Origin of the sequence: Thermobispora bispora DSM 43833 (assembly GCF_000092645.1) — a bacterium.
GTDB classification, from domain to species: Bacteria; Actinomycetota; Actinomycetes; order Streptosporangiales; family Streptosporangiaceae; genus Thermobispora; species Thermobispora bispora.
The window spans coordinates 3735530-3754727 of record NC_014165.1 but is presented as its reverse complement, the minus strand read 5'-3'; the positions used below and the strand labels follow the sequence as shown (position 1 = coordinate 3754727).

The following is a 19198-nucleotide window of genomic DNA, read 5'->3' as shown; positions in this document are numbered from 1 at the left end:
CTTGTCCCGGGCGTCCGCGACCCGGCCGTCACCGTCAGGCTCGAGCACTGGGATTGCACCTCGTCCCCGGTTCCGGGGACCCGCCCGTCACTTATCGCCGTGCTCGGGCACCGTGGGATGCGGACGCCCGGCGGGCCGGCCGTCCGCCGGGCGTGGCGGGCCGGGCTCTTGCCGCGGCGGGTGGCCCAAGGTCACCGGATCGTTGGCCGCCGATCGGGTCGGGCAGCGCGCGTCACGCCGCGGCGGTGCCCCAGCGCCCGGGAACGCCGCGGCCTGTCCAGGCTCACTTGCTGTCGAGGTCGCGGCGGCGGAAGCCGTACAGCCCGGCCGCGATGAGCCCGGCCGCGATCGCGGTGAGGATCAGCAGCGGAGCCCAGCGGAACTCGTCGACCGGCAGCCGGGGGATGTGGCTGAACGGCGATAGGTTCGTCAGCCAGTCGGGGATGTCCAGGATCATCCCGAAGTACCCGATCACCCCGGCGTACGCCACGAGCACCCACGCCAGCGCGGTCGCCCGGGGCAGCCACCCCACCAGGGCCACCGCGAAACCGGCGGTCACCCACAGGGCAGGGGTGTAGGCCGCGGAGGCCGCGAGGAGCTTCCCGAGCAGGCCGCCGTCCTCGGCGACGGGCGCGCCGGCCGCCGCGAACGCCAGGCCCGACAGCACGGTCAGCACCGGTCCGCCCACCACGGCCACCGCCAGGTGGCTGCCCAGCCAGCCGGTCCGGGACAGCCCGGTCGCCAGCACGGACGCGGCCCGGCCGGAGGTCTCCTCCGAACGCGGCCGCAGCGTCGTGAGCACCACGTGGATCGCGGCGACGATCGCGAGGATCGTCATGACCATGGTGACGTAGAGGTCCGTGACCGTGGCCCCGCCGAGCTGCGCCATCGCGTTCCGCAGCAGCTCGACGTCCCGGAACATCTCCTCGATGTCGCCGAGGAACGTCCCGTACGAGGCGCCGAGCGCGACCATGCCGGCGGCGAAGCCGATCAGCATGCCCCGGTGCAGGCGCAGCGCGAAGCCGAGCGGGGTCGTGAGCATGGGGGAGGCGGCCGGCCGTCCCCGCCGGGCGGCCCGCATACCGGCTCCGAGATCGCGGCGCAGGCTGAGCCGGAACCCGATCGCGGTCAGCACCGCCGCCGTGGACAGGTTCAGCAGCAGCGGCCACCACCGGTCGTCGAGGTAGGCGAAGGTCTGCTGGATCCAGCCGATCGGCGAGGCCCACGACAGCCCGCTGTCCGCGGAGTCACCGGCGGCCCGCACGAGATAGGCCGCCCCGACCACCGCGAGGCCCATACCGGACGCGCCCCGGGAGTGCTCGGTGAGCTGCGCGGTCACCGCCGCGACCCCGGCGAACGTGATCCCGGCCGCCGTGTTCGCCGCGCCGTACAGCAGCGACCCCTCCCAGGTCACCCCCTCCAGCCCGGTCGACCCGACGGCCACCGTGAGCAGAAGCCCGAGGGCGAGGTTCACCGCGGTCGCCAGGATCAGCGCCGCGGCGAGCGGTGCGTGCCGCCCCACCACGCCCGCCCGGATGAGCTCGGCCCGCCCCGCCTCCTCCTCGGCCCGGGTGTGCCGGATAACCAGGAGCACGCTCATGATCCCGACGAAGATCGCCAGGAAGCCGAGCACCTGGTGGCTCACCATCGAGCCGTAGTGGTAGTCGCTCAGGTAGTGCGCCGGCCCGGAGAACGCCAGCCCGGCCGGGCTGTTCATCGTGGCGGCCGCGGCCTGCCGCGCGGCCTCCGTCGGGTACACCTCCCGGAAGGCGGTCACGGGCCACACCGTGCCGAGCACGAGAGCGGCGAGCCACACCGGGATGCGGACGCGGTCGCGCCGCAGGGCGAAGCGCAGCAGCAGGCCCGTTCCGGCCAGGGCGCCTCCGGCGGCCGGCCTGGCCGTACGGCCGATGGCGGGGGTGGCGGTCGCGGTCATCCCCTCACCCCCTCGCGCGGCCGCCCGCTGGTCTCGGCGGTGAGCTCGTCGCCGTAGTGCCGGAGCATGAGCTCCTCGAGCGTCGGCGGGTGGCAGGTGAGCGCGCGGATGCCGAACCCGCTCAGGTGCTTGATCGCCCCGTCGAGGTGGGCGCCGTCCACCGAGAACCGCACGCGGGTGCCGTCGACCTCGGCGTCGTGCACCCCCGGCAGCCGGTCGAGCCCGGTCACCGGGGCGGCGGTGTCGGCCTCCACGGACGTCCGGGTGAGGTACCGCATCTCGGTCAGCGTTCCGGACTCGACGATCCTGCCCTTCCGGATGATGCTGACCCGGTCGGCGAGCTTCTCCACCTGGGCGAGGATGTGGCTGGACAGCAGGACGGTACGGCCCGCCTCCTTGGCCTCGCGGATCACGTCCTGGAACACGACCTCCATCAACGGGTCGAGGCCGGACGTCGGCTCGTCGAGCAGCAGCAGCTCCGCGTCGGACGCGAGCGCGGCCACGATGGCGACCTTCTGCCGGTTGCCCTTGGAGTACGTGCGGCCCTTCTTCGACGGGTCGAGGTTGAACCGTTCGATCAGTTCGTCACGGCGCTTCCGGTTCAAGCCGCCGCGCAGCCTGCCGAGCAGATCGATGATCTCCCCGCCGGTGAGGTTGGGCCACAGCTCGACGTCGCCCGGCACGTACGCCATGCGGGTGTGCAGCGCCACCGCGTCGCGCCACGGATCACCGCCGAGCACGGTGACCGAGCCGGAATCCGCCCGGATGAAGCCCAGCAGGATCCGGATGGTCGTGGACTTCCCGGCGCCGTTCGGCCCCAGGAAGCCGTGGACCTCTCCGGCGTGCACGGTGAGATCGAGCCCGTCGAGGGCCCGCGTCGCCCCGAAGGTCTTGACGAGTCCAGAGGTGGCGATGGCAACGGTCATGGCGTTTCCCGGTCTGCGTCGTCGCCGCGCTCGGCGGCGGTCTGCGCTTCGGCTGCCTGCAAGGCGTCCCGCCACGTGTCGTAGAAGTCCTCGGCGATGACCCCCTTGGCGAGGACCTCGAGGTTGATCCGCATCCACTTGATCAGGGAGTGAGGGTCGCCCTCGATCAGGTCGATCCCCAGCAGCCGTTTGACGTGCTTGTGGAGGACGAGCGCGCCCAGCAGCCACACGCATATGAGCGAGGCCTGCTCCCGGAGGTTCTCGGCCGGCTTGATGAGCCCCTTCTCGACCCCTTCGGCCAGGTAGGTCAGCGAGTCCTCGACCATCTCGTCGATCAGTTGGTCCACGTGGGGGGAACCGTCGGCGATCGTCCTGGCGAGGTAGGCGATGACCGGTGTGCCGTCGAGCGCGTCGCGGAGCGCCAGGAAGGGGTCGAGGTCCTTGCCGGCCGTCATCGACGCGGTCTTCCGCTCCCTGATCCAGGAGGCGATGTACTGATCACAGGCGGCCCGGAGCCCTTCCTTCGAGCCGAAGTGGTGGATGACGAGCGGGGTCGACACCCCCGCGTCGGCGGCGATGTCCTTGAGGTTGGTGGCGGCCACCCCCTGGGCGGCGAAACGCGCGATCGCGGCGTCCCGGATCCGGGCTCGCGCCGTGCGATCGGGATCGTCGAACGTTCGTCTCCGCCTGCTCCGGCCGTCCTCTGTCATGAGCGCGATCTGGTTGAACTCGACTCAGTACGCTGAACGTGATTCAGGCTAAATCGCGTTCAGTCCCCTGTCAACGATTCAGGCGGACGTGTGAGCGAGCGCCGTACCACGGCTTGCCAGGGCTGGGGTGTGCGGTCTCGCCGCGGTCGCCAGGCCTGCTCGCCGACGGGTCTCTCTCACCGAGCCGGGTGAGCCGGCGTCCATCCATCTGCCGATCGGGCGAGCGCGCAGCGTTCCGTGGTGCACCGCGGCCTGTGCGGGCCGAGGATATGCCCTGATGTTGAGATCTGGACCCGCGCCGGAGGCGGCGGCAGACTCGCCGTGATCGCTGTGGAAGCCATGGAGTGAAGGGTTACGCGCCTTGGGCGGGCACGCGCACCGCTTCGGCGAACACCGGGATCGGCTGTTCGCGATCGCCTACCGCATGCTGGGCCGGGCCGGCGACGCCGAGGACGTGGTGCAGGACGCCTTGCTGCGCTGGTCCGCGGTGAACCCGGCCGAGGTGGCCGACCCGGAGGCGTACCTGGTGCGGGTGGTGACCCGCCTGGCGATCGACCGGCTGCGCAGCGCCCGGGCACGGCGGGAGGAGTACGTCGGGCCATGGCTGCCGGAGCCCATCGCCACCACGCCCGACATCGCGGAGAACGTCGCGCTCACGGACACCGTCTCGACCGCCATGCTCCTGCTGCTCGAATCGCTGTCGCCGCTGGAGCGGGCGGTCTTCGTGCTGCGCGAGGCGTTCGGCTACTCCTACGGAGAGATCGCCGAGATGGTCGGGCGCAGCGAGGCCTCGGTGCGCCAGACCGCCCGCCGAGCCCGCGAGCACGTCGAGCGGCGGCGCGTCCGGTACGACACGGACCGGACCACATGGGCGGAAGTGACCAAGCGGTTCCTCGCCGCCGCGGCGGGCGGCGACCTGGCCGGGCTCATGGCCGTGCTGGCGCCGGAGGTGACGCTGATCAGCGACGGCGGCGGCAAGGCGCCCGCACCGCGCAAGCCCATCGTCGGCGTGGAATCGGTGGCGCGGGCGCTGGTGACCTTCGCCGGCCGTGCGCCCGCCGATCCGCGTGCGGAGATCGTGGAGCTGAACGGCGGCCCCGGCATCGTGGTCTACTCGGGCACGACGCCGGTCGCCGCGATCACCCTGCACCTGGCCGGCGGGGCCGTGCACACCATCCACCTGATCAGCAACCCGGACAAGCTCACCCGGCTGCGACCGGCCGGTTAGCCCGTCCTCCGGTGCGGGCCAGTGCCCGGGCCGGGATGGTCAGCCACCGCGACAGCCGATAGATCACGGCCGGGCTCCGTGTCACCGCCTCCTTGTAGACGACCGCCGCCCGTCCGGTCAGGCACCACCGGCCCGGCGTATCGTCGGGCCGGGTGAACTGGACGACCGCGTCGCGGCGGCCGAGGCTGACGGGCTGGTGCACGTATCCGAACCGGAACGGCCTGGGCCGCTTACCGCGCAGCCGGCGGGCGATGGCGTCCGCGGCGTACGCGGCCGACGGCACGCCGCTCTGACAGGTGCCGTGGATCATGCCCCAGGACTGCCGGATGGCGGCGGCGTCCCCGACGGCGTACACCGACGGGTGCGACACCGACGCGAGGGTCGCGTCCACCACCACCCGGCCCCGGTCGTCCACCGTGAGGCCCGCCGCCCGGGCCAGCGGGGCGGCGACCACCCCGGCCGTCCACAGCACCGCGTCCACCGGTACCGTCTCACCGCCGTTCAGCTCCACCGCGTTCGGCGGCACCTTGGTCACCCGGACCCCGGTACAGATCTCCACCCCGAGCCGGTCAAGGGCGCCCAGCAGGTGCCGGCGTGCCTTCGCGCCCATCATCGAGCCCGGCTCCGCGCTGCCGAGCAACGTCACGTGCAGGTTCGGATGGCCCTCGGCGATCTCGGCCGCCGCCTCGACCCCGGTGAGGCCGGAGCCCACCACCGCGACGGTGCCGCCTCGGTGGGTGAGTTCGGCCAGCCGCTCGGCGAAGCGGTGCGCCGCCTCCGCGTCGTCCAGCGTGTGGGCGTGCGCGTCCACCCCCGGCACGCTGGTATCGGTGACCGCACCCAGGGCGTACACCAGGTAGTCGTAGCCGAGCGTCCGCTCGCCGCCGTCACCGGCGATGCGGACCTCGCGCCGCTCCGGGTCGAGGTGCGTGGCCCGGCCACGGACGAACTCGGCGCCGGTGCCGTGGAGCAGCGCCGGAATGCGGTGGTCGGCCGTCCGCTGGCCGGTGGCGATCTGGTGCAGCCGCAGCCGCTCGGTGAACCGGTCGGACGGGTTGACCAAGATCACCCGGGTGCGGGTGCGGCGGGTGCGCCGGGCCAGGCGGATCGCGCTCATCACGCCGGTGTAGCCGCCGCCGAGCACGACGATCGTTGTGGGCGTCATCTCATCTTCCTCCGCCGGGCGCCCCGATCGGGGCACGTTCACCGGCACGGACGGGACAGGCGCTCCCGGCGTGAGGTGGCCTTCGAGTGACCTTGGTCACAGTGGTGTCGCACCTAAGCAGTGGGACCGATCCAGAGATGCGGGCCGCCGGTGCTCATGCGGGCTTCGTCCTTGCGGCCTACGATGCAGACGATCGTGATCTTTCCCTTGTCGTCGGCGCCGGCGTGCCACTCCGGGCGCAGCGCGATGATCTCCTCGTACGGCCGGGCGCGGATGTCCCGGCCGGCGCAGCGGAACCCCGGGTCGTGCGCCGGGGGGACGAGCTCGACCACGGCACGACGGCTCTTGATGTCGACGCCCGCGTACACCACGCGCCCATGCCCGCCTGATGCCGGTGCACCACGTGCAACGGGTCCGGCGCGGCGTGGCACGTCGTCACGTCGGGGATGCAGAGGAGCGGTTTCCGGGAACCGGGTCGCCGCGGCGGTTCCGACTCCATGCCGAACGAGCCGACGATGAGGTTTCAGGTCGCCCTCGGTCACCCGCCGTCCCGCCCGTAAACCGCAACCCGTGATCAAGAGCGGAACACGGTCCCGCCATGCTAGTGGCATGAAGAAGATGATCATGGTTTCGGTCCTCGCCGGGTCGCTGGTGGTCAGCGGCGCCACCGCGGCCTCGGCCAAGGCGAACCCGACGCTGGGGCCGTACGGATATGGAACGCTCAAGCTCGGTATGAGCCTGAAGCAGGCCAGGGCCACCGGTCTGCTGGTTCAGAAGTTCCCGGGTCGTGGCGGTGGCTGCTCCGGCTGGGACTTGAAGAAGTTCCGGACCCCCAAGAACAAGGCGGGCGTGTGGATCTCTCCGCGGGTCGGGGTGGCCGCCATCTACGCCGGTAAGGGCATGAAGACCCCGCGGGGCATCAGGCTCGGGTCCACCTTCCGGCAGCTCAAGGTGGCCTACCCGGGCATCAAGAAGGACATGTACGGCCTGTACCGGGTCAGGGTGCCGGGCAACAGCAAGGCGCAGTACGCCTTCGAGGTCAAGAGGGGCAAGGTCACCGAGTTCGGCATCCTCCTCAGGAACCAGGACTGCTTCGGCTGATGCCCGGCCCTTGGAGGTTCGGCGGCGTGCGGTGCTCACGCGGTGACCTGCGGAGTCCTTGAGCGCTGGAACGGTCCGGATCCCCGGGGCATGCTCTCGACCGAGTCCCGAGCCCTCCACCGCACGCCGGGGAGGGCTCTTCTCGTCGCCGGGCCCGTCATCCGATCTTGGAACAGGCCCGGCGTGGTCCGGGCCTTTCGCTGGTCAGGGAGCGACCTGGACAGGCGATTCCGAGATCGTTCCGTGAACGTTCCGCGGGCGGCGATCCCTACCTGCTTCCAGCGCACGGCCGCCCACGGCGGAAGGTCGATGGAACGCCCGGTTCAGCGGGCATCTGTCGAGGTGAGAGGAGTGCCCCCGGCAGGATTCGAACCTGCGGCACCCGCTTTAGGAGAGCGGTGCTCTATCCCCTGAGCTACGGAGGCTTGCAGAGAATAAGCCTAGCGAATCGGCGGTCGGGCTCGCGCACCCCTGACGCAAGTAGCGTGGGTCATCCGCGGGCCTGGGTCAGGTAAAGCCCTGTCAAGCCGCGGCGTCCGGGTGCGCACTCCGTGTCTACCGTCACTGAACGTGACGAAGACGACGCGCAGAGGTATTCGTGTCCGCCCAGTGGGCCTGCTCGCCGCGTTGATCGCGCCGGGGATCCTGGCCTCGGGCATGTTCATGGCCGACGTCACCGGCTACCCGGAGAGGGCAGCCGGCATGGCCCGGGCGGGTGATCCGGCACAGTCGCCGATGGCGCGCTCCGCGCCGATGGGCATGCTCTCCCTCTTACCGCCGTCGCCACCCACTCAGGTGCCGCCCCGGCCGGGCAGGCCGGCCGCCGGTGACGCGGGGGACACCGCACACCAGGGCGGCGGCATGGCCGGCACCGGGCAGGGCGTCCGCACCGGTGCGACCACGACCACGGGCGACGCCGCCCTCGCGGCCCCGGCCGCCGGGCAGACCGCCACCCGGGACCGCTCCGTGCCCCGGAGCGGCGGCGGGCAGGCACCGCCGAAAGAAGCACGCGACGGCCTGTTGAACCCCACCCGGATGCCGCAATCGCCCGGCCCGATGACCGTGTACGAAGGGCTGATCCAGCAGACCCTGCCGAAGCCGATCATCCGGCCACCGTTCGCGGCACTGCGGTCGGGCGCGGCCCGGGCGAAGAAGCGGCCGGCCGAGCGACGGGACGAGAAGCGGGACGAGAGACGGGAGAAGCAGAACGACCGGCCGGAGGAGACGCAGGCCCCCTCACAGCCCGCACCGGCGCAGCCGGCGCCGCAACCGGTCCCGGCCTGCGTGAAGGACCGGGCCGGCATCCTGGTGTGGCGGATCTGCCGGACGCCCACCGGCGGCGTCTCCACCCTCCGCGGCGAGATCGCGCCCATGCGCAGCGATGCCGCGCCCACGGGCTCCGGGGTCCCGGTCGCGCGCAGCGATGCCCCCGCCGCGCACCGCGATCTCGCGCCAACGCCCGGTGGAGCCGCACCGGCGCCCATGCAGCCCATCCTCACGGGCGTGCTCACCCTGTGAGCTCCGATCGGACTCACCAAGCACTCATGACTCTGTAGTAACGTGCGTGCCGACTCGAGGTCACAGGTCGGCAAACGAAGGAGTCAGTCGTGTCCTTTACCCGATCAGCTCCGCTGATCGCGGTCACCACGGTGCTGACTTCGGTATTGCTCAACGTCTCGTACGGCACCGCACACGCTGCAGCCGCCGGGACCGCTAAGAAGGAACCGGTCACGCTGACCGAGCTCCGGCGCCAGGCCCAGCAGGCGTACCGGGAGCTCGAGGAGGCGACGAAGACCTTGGAGGCCCGGCGGAAGCAGCAGACGGTGACCCAGCGGAAGCTCGCCGCCACCCTGGAGGAGCTCCAGAAGGCCAACCAGGAGCTGCGGAAGATGCGCCGGCCGCTGGTCGAGCTGGTGACGGCGGTCTACCAGAACCCCACGATGCGGGGGCTCAGCCCGTTCCTCACCTCGGGGGACGGCACGGCGACGCTGCGGGCGATGAGCGACGTGGACTACCTCGTGGCCGGGCGCAACAACGTCCTGGGGCGCGCCGAGCAGATGCTCCGGCGGCAGGAGCGGCTCGCCGCCGAGGCCCAGCGGCTCCGCTCGGCGAACCTCCTGCAGCAGGCCCAGGTCAACGCGGAGATCGACATGCTGCGCAAGCGGTCGTCCGCGCTCGTCAAGACCCTCACCCAGAAGCTGATCAAGATCGGCGTAAAGATCAACAAGTCGAACCAGGGCGGGTGCGACCCGACCAAGGTGGATCTCGCCGAGCAGTACCCCAACGGCCTGCTGCCGCGGGAGGTCCTCTGCCCCCTGCCGGGCAAGCCGAACGAGCTGCTCCGCGCGGACGCCGCCATCGCGCTCGCCGACCTCGATCTCGCCTTCCGTAAGCGGTTCGGGCGGCCGCTGTGCGTCTCCGACGCGTACCGCAGCCTGGCCGAGCAGCAGGCCATCTACTACCGGCGCCCCGGCTACGCCGCGGTCCCGGGCCGCAGCAACCACGGGTACGGGCTCGCGGTCGACCTGTGCGGGGGCATCCAGATCTTCCGCTCCGCCGAGTTCAACTGGATGGAGGCGAACGCCAAGCGGTTCGGCTGGTTCCACCCGGACTGGGCCTACCGGAGCCCCTTCGAACCCTGGCACTGGGAGTACGACCCCAAGCTCGCGGCCTCTCAGCTGTGAACGCTCTCGGTCCCCCAGGCTGTGAACGCTCCGGCATCCCAGCGGTGAGCCCCGGCCTTCACCGGTGAACCGGTCGTGGTCCCGGGCACACCCAGCCACCACGCGGCACACCTCGCCGTCACGCGGCACACCGCGGCGTCACGCGGCACACGCCCGCCACCGGAAAGCCGAAGCCTCACTCCGGCCGGCCCAGGGGTACTCGACGCGGTCACCGGCCACGGCCCGCAGCGCGCTCTCACACCCTCCGCGGCTCTCACACCTCCGCACTCGCAGCCGACCGGTGTGGGCGAAAAGCTGACCGGTGCGGGCGAAAAGGTCGTGCGGCCGCGCATCACGGCGGCCACCCAGCCCCGGCCCCAGAACCTCCTGGCACCGGAGCCTTCCGGCCGCTCTGCCAACGACCGCGAAGCCTCTCCGTACGCCTCAGCGCGGATGGATGGCGACCGCGAGCCGGCCGTGGGCCTGAGCGTGCGCGAGCCGGGCCGCCTGATCCACCGTGGTGGCGAGCACGAGCAGGGCACCCTCGCCGTCCCCGCCCGGCGGGCGGGCCAGCACCCTCACCTGCCGTGCCACGGGAGCTGACGCCGGCGCGGCCGTACCGCCGGACGCCGCATCGTCCGGGTACGCGCCACCGAGTGCGGCCCCATCGAAGGCGGCCAGCACGTCGACCACGTCACCGGGGGAGAGCAGCTCGGCCACCCGCGCATCGGCGATCCGCACCGGCGTGGCCACGAGGCCCTGCCCCTGGGCCCGCAGGATCCCCGGCCCGAGCAACCGGACGTCGGTGATGGGCTCGCCCCGGCGCATGGGCCCGGCCACCACCCGCCCGGCCATCGGGGTTCCCGGGCGGAGCACCCCGTCGGGCAGCGCATCGGGCGGGAGCCGTACCACCGTGACGTCGGATGCGGAGAGCCGGCCGCCGGGCAGGTCGCGGGCCGCGGCGAGCACCGGGACGCCGCGAGGCGGCGCGAGCCGGTGGAGCGCGCACACCGCGGCGATCCCCGCGAGGAGCGCGGCCAGGAGCCGCCGATGGCGGGCGAGGATGAGACGCGCCCGGCGCATGGTCAGGGGAGCTTCATGCCGTCGAGGGCCGTGGCGCACGGGCAGGTCCGTTCGGCCGGCAGGGCGGCCGCGATCTCCTTGGTCAGGGCGCGCAGCCGGCCCGCATGGGCCCGGAAGAACGCGAGGACCTCCTGCTGGGTGACCCCCTGCCCGGCCTCGATGCCCGCGTCGCGATCGGTCACCAGGCAGATCGAGGTGTAACAAATGGCCAGCTCCCGGGCGAGCACGGCCTCGGGGTGGCCGGTCATGCCGATGACCGTCCAGCCGGCCGACGCGTACCACTGCGACTCGGCCCTGGTGGAGAACCGGGGGCCTTCGATCACCACCATGGTGCCGCCGTCGACCGTCTCCCACCCCGCCTCTCGCGCCACCCGTACCGCCGTGGCGCGCCCGTGCGGGCAGTAGGGGTCGGCGAAGGGCACGTGGACCGCCCCGCCGGTGTCGTAGAAGGTCTGGATGCGCCCGGAGGTCCGGTCCACGAGCTGGTCGGGGATGACCAGCGTCCCCGGTCCGTACTCGGTCCTGAGCGACCCCACCGCATTGGGCGCGAGCACCTGGCGCACGCCGAGCGAGTGCAGCGCCCAGATGTTCGCCCGGTAGGGGATGCGATGCGGCGGGTGGACGTGGCCGCGCCCGTGTCTGGGGAGGAAGGCCACCGACCGGCCGCCGATCCGGCCCAAGGTGATCCTGTCGCTCGGTGGGCCGTACGGCGTGTCCACCGCGACCTCTTCGGCGTCTTCGAGCAGGGAGTAGAACCCCGATCCGCCGATGACTCCGATCTCTGCGAGCTCCGCCATGCCGCCGACCCTAGCGGGGCGGGCACGCCCTGCTCCGTTCCCCGCCGGCTCCTGTGGAAAACCGGCCCCGGCCGGTCGCGGTTCACCGGAAGGGGCACCTCGGTACCGGTTCCCGGGCCCGCACCCGCCGGCCACGGCGACGCGCCGGTCCACCGGCCGCTCAGCGGCGACGCGCTGGCCCACCGCCCGCTCAGGCGGCGACGCGCCGGTCCACGCGGCGGCGAGAAACGGCGAGGACGGGGATCAGTGCGCGGAACGCGCAGAAAGCCCGGTCTCAGGCGGCGGAGGAGCTGGACGAGGAGGCCGGCTCCTTCGACGACGCGGAGCCGTTCGACGAGGAACCGCTCGACGACGAATCAGTGGACGAAGAAGAGGCCCGGCTGTCGGTGCGGTAGAAGCCCGACCCCTTGAACACGATGCCCACGGCCGAGAACACCTTGCGGAGCTTCCCCTTGCAGGAGGGACACTCGGACAGCGGATCGTCCGTGAACTTCTGCACGGCCTCCAGCCGCTCACCGCAAGCGGTGCAGACGTACTGATACGTGGGCACGCGTTCCTCCAAAGTGGCTAGCACTCTACAAAGCCGATTGCTAATGGTAGGCAATCACCACGAGTGAACGCCACTCCGGACCTCCCGGATTCCCACCCGCTGACCTGCGGCGAAGCTCAGTCGCCGCGCTCGCCGTACCAGGCGGCCAGCTTGCCGCGGCGGCTCACCGCGCGCAGGCGGCGCTCGACCTGCTCCCGGTGGGCCGCCGGAATGATCACAAGGAACTGGTCGCCGACCTGGAGCCGGTCGGACGGCGACGGCACGAACGGGCTGCCGTCCCGCACCACCAGGGGAACCCTGGCGTCCGGCGGCAACCGGAGCTCGAAGATCTCCACCCCCTGGAGCTGCGACCCGGGCGGGATCCGGACCTGGAGCACGTCCGCCTTGAGCTCCTCCAGCGGCGCGGCCTCGATCGTCACCTCGCGCGCCTCGTCCTCGGCGGTCACCTTGAGCAGCTTGGCGGCGAACGGCAGGGTGGGGCCCTGCAGCAGGGTGAACACCACGACGATGATGAAGATGATGTCGAACAGCTCCTGGGCTCCGGGTACGCCGGCGGCCCAGGGGATCGTGGTGAGCACGATCGGCACCGCGCCGCGCAGGCCGGCCCAGGACAGGAACACCAGCTCCGGCAGCGTCACCGAGCCCAAGCGGGTGAGCCGCGCGACCAGCACGCTGACCACCACGGAGATCGGCCGGGCGATCAGGATCAGCGCGAGGCCGGCGATGAAGGCCGGGACAAGCGCGTCGGGCAGCTCGGACGGGCTCGCCAGCAGGCCGAGCATGACGAACAGGCCGATCTGGGCGAGCCAGGCGGCGCCCTCGGCGAACCCGCGGGTGGCGGTCCGGTGCGGCAGGCGCGCGTTCCCCAGGATGATCGAGGCGATGTAGACGGCGAGGAAGCCGCTGCCGCCGAGCAGCGCCGCCCCGCTGTAGGCGATGAAGGCGAGCGCCAGCACGGCGATGGGGTAGAGACCGGAGGCGGGGAGCGCGACCCGGCGCAGCGCCTGGACCCCGAGCGGGCCGGCCACGAACGCGACGATGGTCCCGACCCCGAGCTGGTACAGGCCGCCGAGCAGGAGCTCGCCGATCGACGGCGTCGGGTCGGCGGCCTGGCTCAGCAGCATGACCACGATGACCGCGGGCGGGTCGTTGAAGCCCGACTCCGCCTCGAGGATGCCGCCGAGTTTGGGCTTCAGCGGGAGCCGGCGCAGCACGGAGAAGACCGCGGCGGCGTCCGTGGAGGCGATCACCCCGCCGACCAGGAGCGACATGCGCCAGTCGAACCCGAGCAGGTAGTGCACAGCCACCCCGTGCACGATGAAGCTCACCACGACGCCGAGGGTGGCGAGGATGAGCGCGAGCGGCACGCCGTCGCGGACGCGGTTCCAGTCGGTGGTGAGGCCACCCTCGGCGAGGATCACGGTGAGCGCGATGAGCCCGAGCTGCTGGGCGAGCTCGGCGTTGTCGAACTGGATGCCGAGCCCTGCCTCGCCGAGGAGGATGCCGAGCGCGAGGTAGATCAGCAGGCTGGGCAGGCCGGTGCGATAGGCGATCCGAACCGACGCGATGGCCGCTATGACGACAGTCGCGGACAGCAGCAGCCAGACGTTCAGTTCGGTCCGCCCTCTCCAGCGAGTTTTCCGGCACTCCCGATTATGGATGACCTAACAGGATTAGTTCGCCAGGTAGCGCCACATATCGGACGCGCTGGTCGTGTGGCTCGGCCGGGACCCCATCGAGGAGCTCGCCCTCGTGGAGCAGCGCGACCGTCGGCGTGTGCGGCCCCACCCTGGCGAGCGCCCGGTCGTAGGACCCCTTGCCGCGGCCCAGCCGTACCCCGGTCGAGCGGTCGACGGCGAGCGCGGGCACGATCACCAGCGATGCGGTGCGGATCGCGTCCACCCCGCGTCGCTCGTCCACCGGTTCCATGATTCCGTACGGCCCCGGCGCCAGGGAGTCAGGCCCGTCGTAAACCGCCCAGTCGAGGTCGCCGTCCGGCCGCTGGACCGGCAGCATCACCGTGGCGCCGTGCTTCCACAGCGCGAGGATCAGCCCGTGGGTGTCGGGCTCGGTGCCGATCGACCAGTAACACGCCACCAGCCCGGCCATCTGCACCCAGGGCTGATCGAGCAGGAGCTCGCGCGTCGCGGCCGCCGACGTCCGCAGGGTCTCCTCGCTCAGGCCGGCCCGGGCGGCCAGGATCCGCCGTCGCAGGTTCGCCTTATCCATCGCCGCTCCAGTTAGTGTTCAAGCATGGGTGACTTCGCTCCTGTGACCAAGGCCGTGGTGCCCGCCGCGGGTCTCGGGACCCGCTTCCTGCCCGCGACGAAGGCGACCCCGAAGGAGATGCTGCCGATCGTCGACAAGCCGGCGATCCAGTACGTCGTCGAAGAGGCGGTCTCCGCCGGCCTGCTCGACGTGCTCGTCATCACCGGCCGCAACAAGCGGTCCATCGAGGATCACTTCGATGTAGCGTACGAGCTGGAGCACCTGCTCCGCGCCAAGGGTGACGAGGAGCGGCTGTCACAGATCACGGAGCCGGTCAACCTGGCGACCATGCACTACGTACGGCAGGGCGAGCCGCGCGGGCTGGGCCACGCCGTGCTCTGCGCCAAGCAGCACGTCGGACGGGAACCGTTCGCCTGCCTGCTCGGCGACGACATCATCGACCCGCGCGACCCCCTCCTCAAGCGGATGATCGAGGTGCGCGGCACCTACGGCGGCAGCGTCGTCGCGCTCATGGAGGTGTCCCCGGAGGAGATCACGCGGTACGGCGCGGCCGCGGTCGTGCCCACCGACGAGGAGGACGTGGTCCGCGTCACGGACCTCGTGGAGAAGCCACCCGCCGGCCAGGCCCCCTCGAACTGGGCGGTGATCGGCCGCTACGTGATCGACCCGGCCGTGTTCGAGGTGCTGGAGAACACCCCGCCGGGCCGGGGCGGGGAGATCCAGCTCACCGACGCGCTGCGCACGCTCGCGACGCGCGGCCCCGACGAGGGCGGCCCGGTGCACGGCGTGCTGTTCCGGGGCCGCCGCTACGACACCGGCAACAAGCTCGACTACCTGCGAACGGTCGTGCAGTTCGCGGCCGAACGCGAGGACCTCGCCCCCGAGTTCCTCCCCTGGCTGCGCCGGTTCCTCGACCAGCGAGGACTCTGAAGATCATGAAATCCGTCGACCGGCATCTCGCCGACATCCTTGCGGCCGTGCGGCCGCTCGCCCCGCTCGAGATCGACCTCGACCACGCCCTCGGCACCGTGCTCGCCGAGGACGTGACCGCCCCGGTGCCGCTGCCCCCGTTCGACAACTCGGCGATGGACGGCTACGCGGTGCGCGCCGAGGACGTGGCCTCCGCCCCGGTCACCCTGCCCGTGGTCGACGACATCGCGGCCGGTGACGGCGGCGTGCACGCGATCGGGCCCGGGCACGCCGCCCGCATCATGACCGGCGCCCCCCTGCCGGCCGGCGCCGACGCCGTGGTCCCGGTGGAGTGGACGGACGGCGGCACCGCCCGCGTCACCATCGACCGCCCGGTGGCGCGGGGGCACGCCGTCCGGCCGGCGGGGGAGGACGTCCGGGCCGGGGACACGGTGCTCCGGGCCGGCACCCGGATCGCCCCCGCCCAGCTCGGCATCCTCGCCGCGGCCGGCCGCCGCCGGGTGACCGTACGGCCGCGCCCGCGCGTCGCCGTGGTCTCCACCGGGGCGGAGCTCGCCGAGCCGGGCACCCCCCTCGGCACCGGGCGGATCTGGGACGCGAACGGCTTCATGCTCGCCGCGGCCGCGCGCGAGGCGGGCGCGGACGGGTTCCGTGCCGGGGTGGTCGGCGACGATCCGAAGCTCTTCCTCGACCGCCTCGAAGACCAGCTCCTCCGCGCCGACGTGGTGATCACCAGCGGTGGGGTGTCGATGGGGGCGTACGAGCCGGTGAAGGAGGCGCTCGCCCCTCTCGGGGAGGTCGTGTTCGAGCGGGTGGCCATGCAGCCCGGCATGCCGCAAGGGTTCGGCCTGGTCGGCCCGGACCGCGTGCCGCTCTTCGCGCTGCCCGGCAACCCGGTCTCCGCGTTCGTCTCGTTCAAGCTCTTCGTCGAGCCGGCCCTGCGCGCGATGCAGGGGCTGCCCGCCGGGCCGCCGGAGACCGTGCGCGCGACCGTCACGGGGCCGGTGCGGTCGCCGGCGGGCAAGCGGTCGTTCGCCCGCGGGGTGCTCTCCGGCGGCACCGTCACCCCGGTCACCGGGCAGGGCTCCCACCGGCTCGCGGCGCTCGCCACGGCGAACGCGTTGATCGTGGTGCCGGAGGACGTGACCGAGCTGCCCGAAGGGGCGGAGGTGGAGGTGATCCCGCTGTGAGCCTGCCGCACCTCGACGAGTCCGGGGCGGCGCGCATGGTCGACGTCTCGGGCAAGGAGGTCAGCGCCCGCACGGCCACGGCGACCGGCCGGGTGCTGCTCTCACCCGAGGCGGTCGCCGCGCTGCGCGCGGGCGATCTGCCGAAGGGGGACGCCCTCGGCGTGGCGCGGATCGCCGGGATCATGGGCGCGAAGCGCACCCCGGACCTCGTCCCGCTCTGCCACCCGATCGCCCTGCACGGGGTGGATGTCGAGCTCACCGTGGCCGACAGCGGTGTGGAGATCAGCGCACGGGTGAAGACCGCCGACCGGACCGGCGTGGAGATGGAGGCGCTCACCGCCGTCGCCGTCGCCGGGCTCGCCGTGGTCGACATGGTGAAGGCCGTCGACCCCGCGGCGGTGATCAGCGACGTGCGGGTCGAGGAGAAGACCGGGGGCAAGACCGGCCACTGGGTCCGGCCGGGCCGCGCCTGAGCCACGGCGTTCCCGATCGGCACGGACGGCCGGACACAAGAGGGATGGAGGAAGGCACCGACGTGCGGGCATTGGTGATCACGGTCTCGAATCGCGCCGCGGCAGGGGTCTACGAGGACCGGTCGGGTCCGATCCTCGCCGCCCTGCTCACCGAGGCGGGCTGCGCCCAGGTCGACGGGCCGCGGGTCGTGCCGGACGGCGAGCCCGTGGAGGCGGCGCTGCGCGAGGGCGTGGCCCAGGGGTACGACGTGATCGTGACGACCGGGGGCACCGGGGTCACCCCGCTCGACCTCACCCCCGAGATGACCCGCCGCGTCATCGACCGGGAGATCCCCGGCATCGCGGAAGCCGTACGGCAGGTGAACCGGGAGAAGGTGCCGACCTCCATCCTCTCCCGCGGGATCGCCGGCCACGCGGGCACCACCCTCATCGTCAACCTCCCGGGCTCGCCCGGTGGGGTTCGTGACGGGATGGCGGTGCTCGCCCCGATCCTGCGCCACGTCGTGGAGCAGCTTCACGGTGGCGACCACCCGCGGTGAGGTCGTAAGGTCAGATGGGAACCCTGGTAGCGCGGCGGGCCCTCATGGATGGATGATTGACAGGTGGACCGATTTCGCGGCTGGCCGGTGACCCTGACGGAGGGCCCCGTCGGGCTGCGGCCACTGCGTCTTCGAGACGTGCGGGAGTGGCGAGACGTCCGGCTGCGCAACGCGGATTGGCTGCGGCCCTGGGAGCCGAGCAATCCGGAGACCCCGCTGTTCCGGACCGGGCTCGGGCCGTACATCTCGATGGTCGCCACCCTGCGCCGTGAGGCACGCCAGGGAATCGCCCTGCCCTGGGTGGTGACGTACGAGGGCGCGTTCGCCGGTCAGCTCACCGTGGGAGCCATCGTCTGGGGCTCGGCCAGATCGGGACAGGTGGGCTACTGGATCGACGGCGCGCTCGCCGGGCGGGGCATCATCCCCACCGCCCTCGCCATGGCCGTCGATCACTGCTTCTTCACGGTCGGCCTCCACCGGATCGAGGCGAACATCCGGCCGGAGAACCACGCCAGCCGACGGGTGGTGGAGAAGCTCGGATTCCGCGAGGAGGGCATACGCCGGCGTCAGCTCCACATCGACGGCGCCTGGCGCGACCACATCTGCTACGCGCTCACGGTCGAGGACGTGCCGGGTGGGCTGCTGCCCCGGTGGCGCCGTACGAGAGAGGCGTTGGTGGCGCAGAAGAGCCGCCAAGGGACGGGGAACCCCGGTAACCCCGGATAGGCGCCTGAGCGGAGCGACAGGGCCGGTGCGTGGTCCGCGCGACATGCGGCCACGCCCGGTCGATCGGTGTTCACGAACGTTCGCGAACGCGGTCAATGGCGGCAAATCACCCGTTAGATCGGCGCTGCTCGGGATCGAATTACATGAACTGCTTTGACGATCTGGCGACACACCGGACTCAATGCTCGTCATGCAGTGACATCCAGGCTTACCGTGCGTGACGTGAACACCGCTCAGCAGATACCAGTCCCCGGGCGGGTTCACCGTGCCCGCAGGAGGCCGCATGGGTAGCGCCCTCCTCTACCTCGCGATCGTCGTGATGTGGCTGGCCGTGCTGCTGCCCATGTGGCTGCGCAGGGACCGCAACGACGAGGTGGCCTACGAGCACCCCGCCGAGGAGCAGGAGGCCGCCCCGGGCACGAGCACGGAACCGGACGGTGCGGCGGAGCCCGAGGCGGCCGAGGAGCGGGCACCCGCCGCCACCGGTGAGGACACGGTCGAGGTCCCGCCCGAGGGGAAGGCTCCGGAGCACTCCGGCGCCGCGGCTCCCCCGGCCGGCGACGCACCGGCCCGCAAGCCGCGGCTCAGCCCGGGCAGGCGCCGGGCGCGCGTCATCGCCCGCCGCCGCAGAGGGCTGTTCATGTGCGTGCTGCTTCTGGTCGCCTCGGTGGCCACCGCCGCCTTCCGGTTGATTCCCTGGTGGGCGGTCTCGCCCGCGGCCGTGGTGCTGCTCTTCTATCTCGCCCTGCTCCGGGCCGCGGCCAAGCTGGACCAGGAGCGGCGGGAGCGCGAGGCACGCGCCCGCGCCGCGCGCCTGCGCCGGGAGCGGGCACGCCGGCGTGCCGCCATGGCCAGGGACGCGGAGGTCGTCCGGTTCGAGACGCGCAAGCGGGTCCCGCTGTACGACCAGTACTCCGACGACCGCCGTGCCGTCGGAGACTGACGGTTGACA

20 protein-coding genes and 1 tRNA gene are annotated in these 19198 nt (G+C 72.2%); 10 read left to right on the top strand and 11 right to left on the bottom strand.

Going from position 1 to position 19198, the window contains the following annotated elements; all coding sequences use genetic code 11:
- Positions 1 to 283: 283 nt before the first annotated feature.
- The 3 genes from TBIS_RS15920 to TBIS_RS15910 are packed head-to-tail and all read right to left on the bottom strand — an operon-like array spanning position 284 to position 3572.
- On the bottom strand, positions 284 to 1936 hold the full coding sequence (locus TBIS_RS15920; protein WP_013133427.1) for an ABC transporter permease: 1653 nt from the start codon (positions 1934 to 1936) through the stop codon (positions 284 to 286).
- A complete protein-coding gene (locus TBIS_RS15915; RefSeq protein ID WP_013133426.1) occupies positions 1933 to 2862 on the bottom strand; it encodes an ABC transporter ATP-binding protein in 930 nt (309 codons plus the stop codon). The genes TBIS_RS15920 and TBIS_RS15915 overlap by 4 nt, the downstream gene beginning before the upstream one ends.
- Positions 2859 to 3572: a TetR/AcrR family transcriptional regulator gene (locus TBIS_RS15910; RefSeq protein ID WP_013133425.1), complete on the bottom strand. Its 714-nt coding sequence runs from the start codon at positions 3570 to 3572 to the stop codon at positions 2859 to 2861. The genes TBIS_RS15915 and TBIS_RS15910 overlap by 4 nt, the downstream gene beginning before the upstream one ends.
- A gap of 361 nt (positions 3573 to 3933) precedes the next feature.
- Here TBIS_RS15910 and TBIS_RS15905 point away from each other — a divergent pair, with 361 nt between their 5' ends.
- Positions 3934 to 4800 carry an RNA polymerase sigma-70 factor gene (locus tag TBIS_RS15905; RefSeq protein ID WP_013133424.1) on the top strand — a complete coding sequence of 289 codons (867 nt, stop codon included), beginning with the start codon at positions 3934 to 3936 and terminating at the stop codon, positions 4798 to 4800.
- On the opposite strand, the gene TBIS_RS15900 is transcribed toward TBIS_RS15905, so the two are convergent.
- Together TBIS_RS15900 and TBIS_RS15895 are read right to left on the bottom strand one after the other, a co-directional pair.
- A complete protein-coding gene (locus TBIS_RS15900; RefSeq protein WP_013133423.1) occupies positions 4775 to 5965 on the bottom strand; it encodes an NAD(P)/FAD-dependent oxidoreductase in 1191 nt (396 codons plus the stop codon). The two genes, TBIS_RS15905 and TBIS_RS15900, sit on opposite strands and share 26 nt — an antisense overlap.
- A gap of 113 nt (positions 5966 to 6078) precedes the next feature.
- A complete protein-coding gene (locus TBIS_RS15895; RefSeq protein ID WP_041431708.1) occupies positions 6079 to 6336 on the bottom strand; it encodes a hypothetical protein in 258 nt (85 codons plus the stop codon).
- A gap of 238 nt (positions 6337 to 6574) precedes the next feature.
- On the opposite strand from TBIS_RS15895, the gene TBIS_RS15890 reads away from it, so the two are divergent.
- A complete protein-coding gene (locus tag TBIS_RS15890; RefSeq protein ID WP_013133422.1) occupies positions 6575 to 7066 on the top strand; it encodes a hypothetical protein in 492 nt (163 codons plus the stop codon).
- 352 nt (positions 7067 to 7418) lie between these two features.
- On the opposite strand, the gene TBIS_RS15885 is transcribed toward TBIS_RS15890, so the two are convergent.
- A tRNA-Arg gene (locus tag TBIS_RS15885) sits at positions 7419 to 7491 on the bottom strand.
- Between the two features lie 145 nt (positions 7492 to 7636).
- Here TBIS_RS15885 and TBIS_RS15880 point away from each other — a divergent pair.
- Positions 7637 to 8584, top strand: coding sequence for a hypothetical protein (locus TBIS_RS15880; RefSeq protein ID WP_148231548.1), 948 nt, complete (start codon positions 7637 to 7639; stop codon positions 8582 to 8584).
- Between the two features lie 89 nt (positions 8585 to 8673).
- Positions 8674 to 9750 carry a D-alanyl-D-alanine carboxypeptidase family protein gene (locus TBIS_RS15875; RefSeq protein WP_013133420.1) on the top strand — a complete coding sequence of 359 codons (1077 nt, stop codon included), beginning with the start codon at positions 8674 to 8676 and terminating at the stop codon, positions 9748 to 9750.
- Between the two features lie 423 nt (positions 9751 to 10173).
- Here the strand turns inward: TBIS_RS15875 and cpaB are convergent, their stop codons facing one another.
- The 5 genes from cpaB to TBIS_RS15850 form a co-directional block, all read right to left on the bottom strand.
- Entirely contained in the window at positions 10174 to 10812 is a 639-nt protein-coding gene (gene cpaB, locus TBIS_RS15870; protein ID WP_013133419.1) for a Flp pilus assembly protein CpaB, read from the bottom strand.
- Positions 10813 to 10814: 2 nt separating this feature from the next.
- Positions 10815 to 11609: an S-methyl-5'-thioadenosine phosphorylase gene (locus TBIS_RS15865; RefSeq protein WP_013133418.1), complete on the bottom strand. Its 795-nt coding sequence runs from the start codon at positions 11607 to 11609 to the stop codon at positions 10815 to 10817.
- A 274-nt stretch (positions 11610 to 11883) separates the two neighbouring features.
- Positions 11884 to 12159 carry an FmdB family zinc ribbon protein gene (locus TBIS_RS15860; protein ID WP_013133417.1) on the bottom strand — a complete coding sequence of 92 codons (276 nt, stop codon included), beginning with the start codon at positions 12157 to 12159 and terminating at the stop codon, positions 11884 to 11886.
- Between the two features lie 116 nt (positions 12160 to 12275).
- Positions 12276 to 13772: a potassium/proton antiporter gene (locus TBIS_RS15855; RefSeq protein ID WP_013133416.1), complete on the bottom strand. Its 1497-nt coding sequence runs from the start codon at positions 13770 to 13772 to the stop codon at positions 12276 to 12278.
- Positions 13773 to 13812: 40 nt separating this feature from the next.
- Entirely contained in the window at positions 13813 to 14388 is a 576-nt protein-coding gene (locus TBIS_RS15850) for a 5-formyltetrahydrofolate cyclo-ligase (RefSeq protein ID WP_013133415.1), read from the bottom strand.
- 24 nt (positions 14389 to 14412) lie between these two features.
- Between TBIS_RS15850 and galU the strand changes: the two genes are divergently transcribed.
- The 6 genes from galU to sepX all read left to right on the top strand — a co-directional run bounded on the left by galU (position 14413) and on the right by sepX (position 19189).
- On the top strand, positions 14413 to 15318 hold the full coding sequence (galU, locus tag TBIS_RS15845) for a UTP--glucose-1-phosphate uridylyltransferase GalU (RefSeq protein ID WP_013133414.1): 906 nt from the start codon (positions 14413 to 14415) through the stop codon (positions 15316 to 15318).
- A gap of 5 nt (positions 15319 to 15323) precedes the next feature.
- Positions 15324 to 16508: a molybdotransferase-like divisome protein Glp gene (glp, locus tag TBIS_RS15840; protein WP_013133413.1), complete on the top strand. Its 1185-nt coding sequence runs from the start codon at positions 15324 to 15326 to the stop codon at positions 16506 to 16508.
- Positions 16505 to 16981, top strand: coding sequence for a cyclic pyranopterin monophosphate synthase MoaC (gene moaC, locus TBIS_RS15835; RefSeq protein WP_013133412.1), 477 nt, complete (start codon positions 16505 to 16507; stop codon positions 16979 to 16981). The genes glp and moaC overlap by 4 nt, the downstream gene beginning before the upstream one ends.
- Positions 16982 to 17025: 44 nt before the next feature.
- On the top strand, positions 17026 to 17520 hold the full coding sequence (locus tag TBIS_RS15830) for a MogA/MoaB family molybdenum cofactor biosynthesis protein (RefSeq protein WP_013133411.1): 495 nt from the start codon (positions 17026 to 17028) through the stop codon (positions 17518 to 17520).
- Positions 17521 to 17583: 63 nt separating this feature from the next.
- Positions 17584 to 18246, top strand: a complete 663-nt coding sequence (locus TBIS_RS15825; RefSeq protein ID WP_013133410.1) for a GNAT family N-acetyltransferase — start codon at positions 17584 to 17586, stop codon at positions 18244 to 18246.
- 283 nt (positions 18247 to 18529) lie between these two features.
- Complete coding sequence (sepX, locus tag TBIS_RS15820) at positions 18530 to 19189, top strand: divisome protein SepX/GlpR (protein WP_013133409.1); 660 nt, start codon at positions 18530 to 18532, stop codon at positions 19187 to 19189.
- The last annotated feature ends 9 nt before the right edge of the window (positions 19190 to 19198 follow it).

Excerpts from the sequence above, each read along its gene's own strand:
- cpaB (WP_013133419.1), bottom strand. The coding sequence starts at position 10,812 with ATGCGCCGGGCGCGTCTCATCCTCGCCCGCCATCGGCGGCTCCTGGCC.
- TBIS_RS15830 (WP_013133411.1), top strand. The coding sequence starts at position 17,026 with ATGGAGGAAGGCACCGACGTGCGGGCATTGGTGATCACGGTCTCGAAT.
- sepX (WP_013133409.1), top strand. The coding sequence starts at position 18,530 with ATGGGTAGCGCCCTCCTCTACCTCGCGATCGTCGTGATGTGGCTGGCC.
- TBIS_RS15915 (WP_013133426.1), bottom strand. The coding sequence starts at position 2,862 with ATGACCGTTGCCATCGCCACCTCTGGACTCGTCAAGACCTTCGGGGCG.
- glp (WP_013133413.1), top strand. The coding sequence starts at position 15,324 with ATGAAATCCGTCGACCGGCATCTCGCCGACATCCTTGCGGCCGTGCGG.
- TBIS_RS15865 (WP_013133418.1), bottom strand. The coding sequence starts at position 11,609 with ATGGCGGAGCTCGCAGAGATCGGAGTCATCGGCGGATCGGGGTTCTAC.
- TBIS_RS15910 (WP_013133425.1), bottom strand. The coding sequence starts at position 3,572 with ATGACAGAGGACGGCCGGAGCAGGCGGAGACGAACGTTCGACGATCCC.
- TBIS_RS15900 (WP_013133423.1), bottom strand. The coding sequence starts at position 5,965 with ATGACGCCCACAACGATCGTCGTGCTCGGCGGCGGCTACACCGGCGTG.
- galU (WP_013133414.1), top strand. The coding sequence starts at position 14,413 with ATGGGTGACTTCGCTCCTGTGACCAAGGCCGTGGTGCCCGCCGCGGGT.
- TBIS_RS15850 (WP_013133415.1), bottom strand. The coding sequence starts at position 14,388 with ATGGATAAGGCGAACCTGCGACGGCGGATCCTGGCCGCCCGGGCCGGC.
- TBIS_RS15920 (WP_013133427.1), bottom strand. The coding sequence starts at position 1,936 with ATGACCGCGACCGCCACCCCCGCCATCGGCCGTACGGCCAGGCCGGCC.
- TBIS_RS15890 (WP_013133422.1), top strand. The coding sequence starts at position 6,575 with ATGAAGAAGATGATCATGGTTTCGGTCCTCGCCGGGTCGCTGGTGGTC.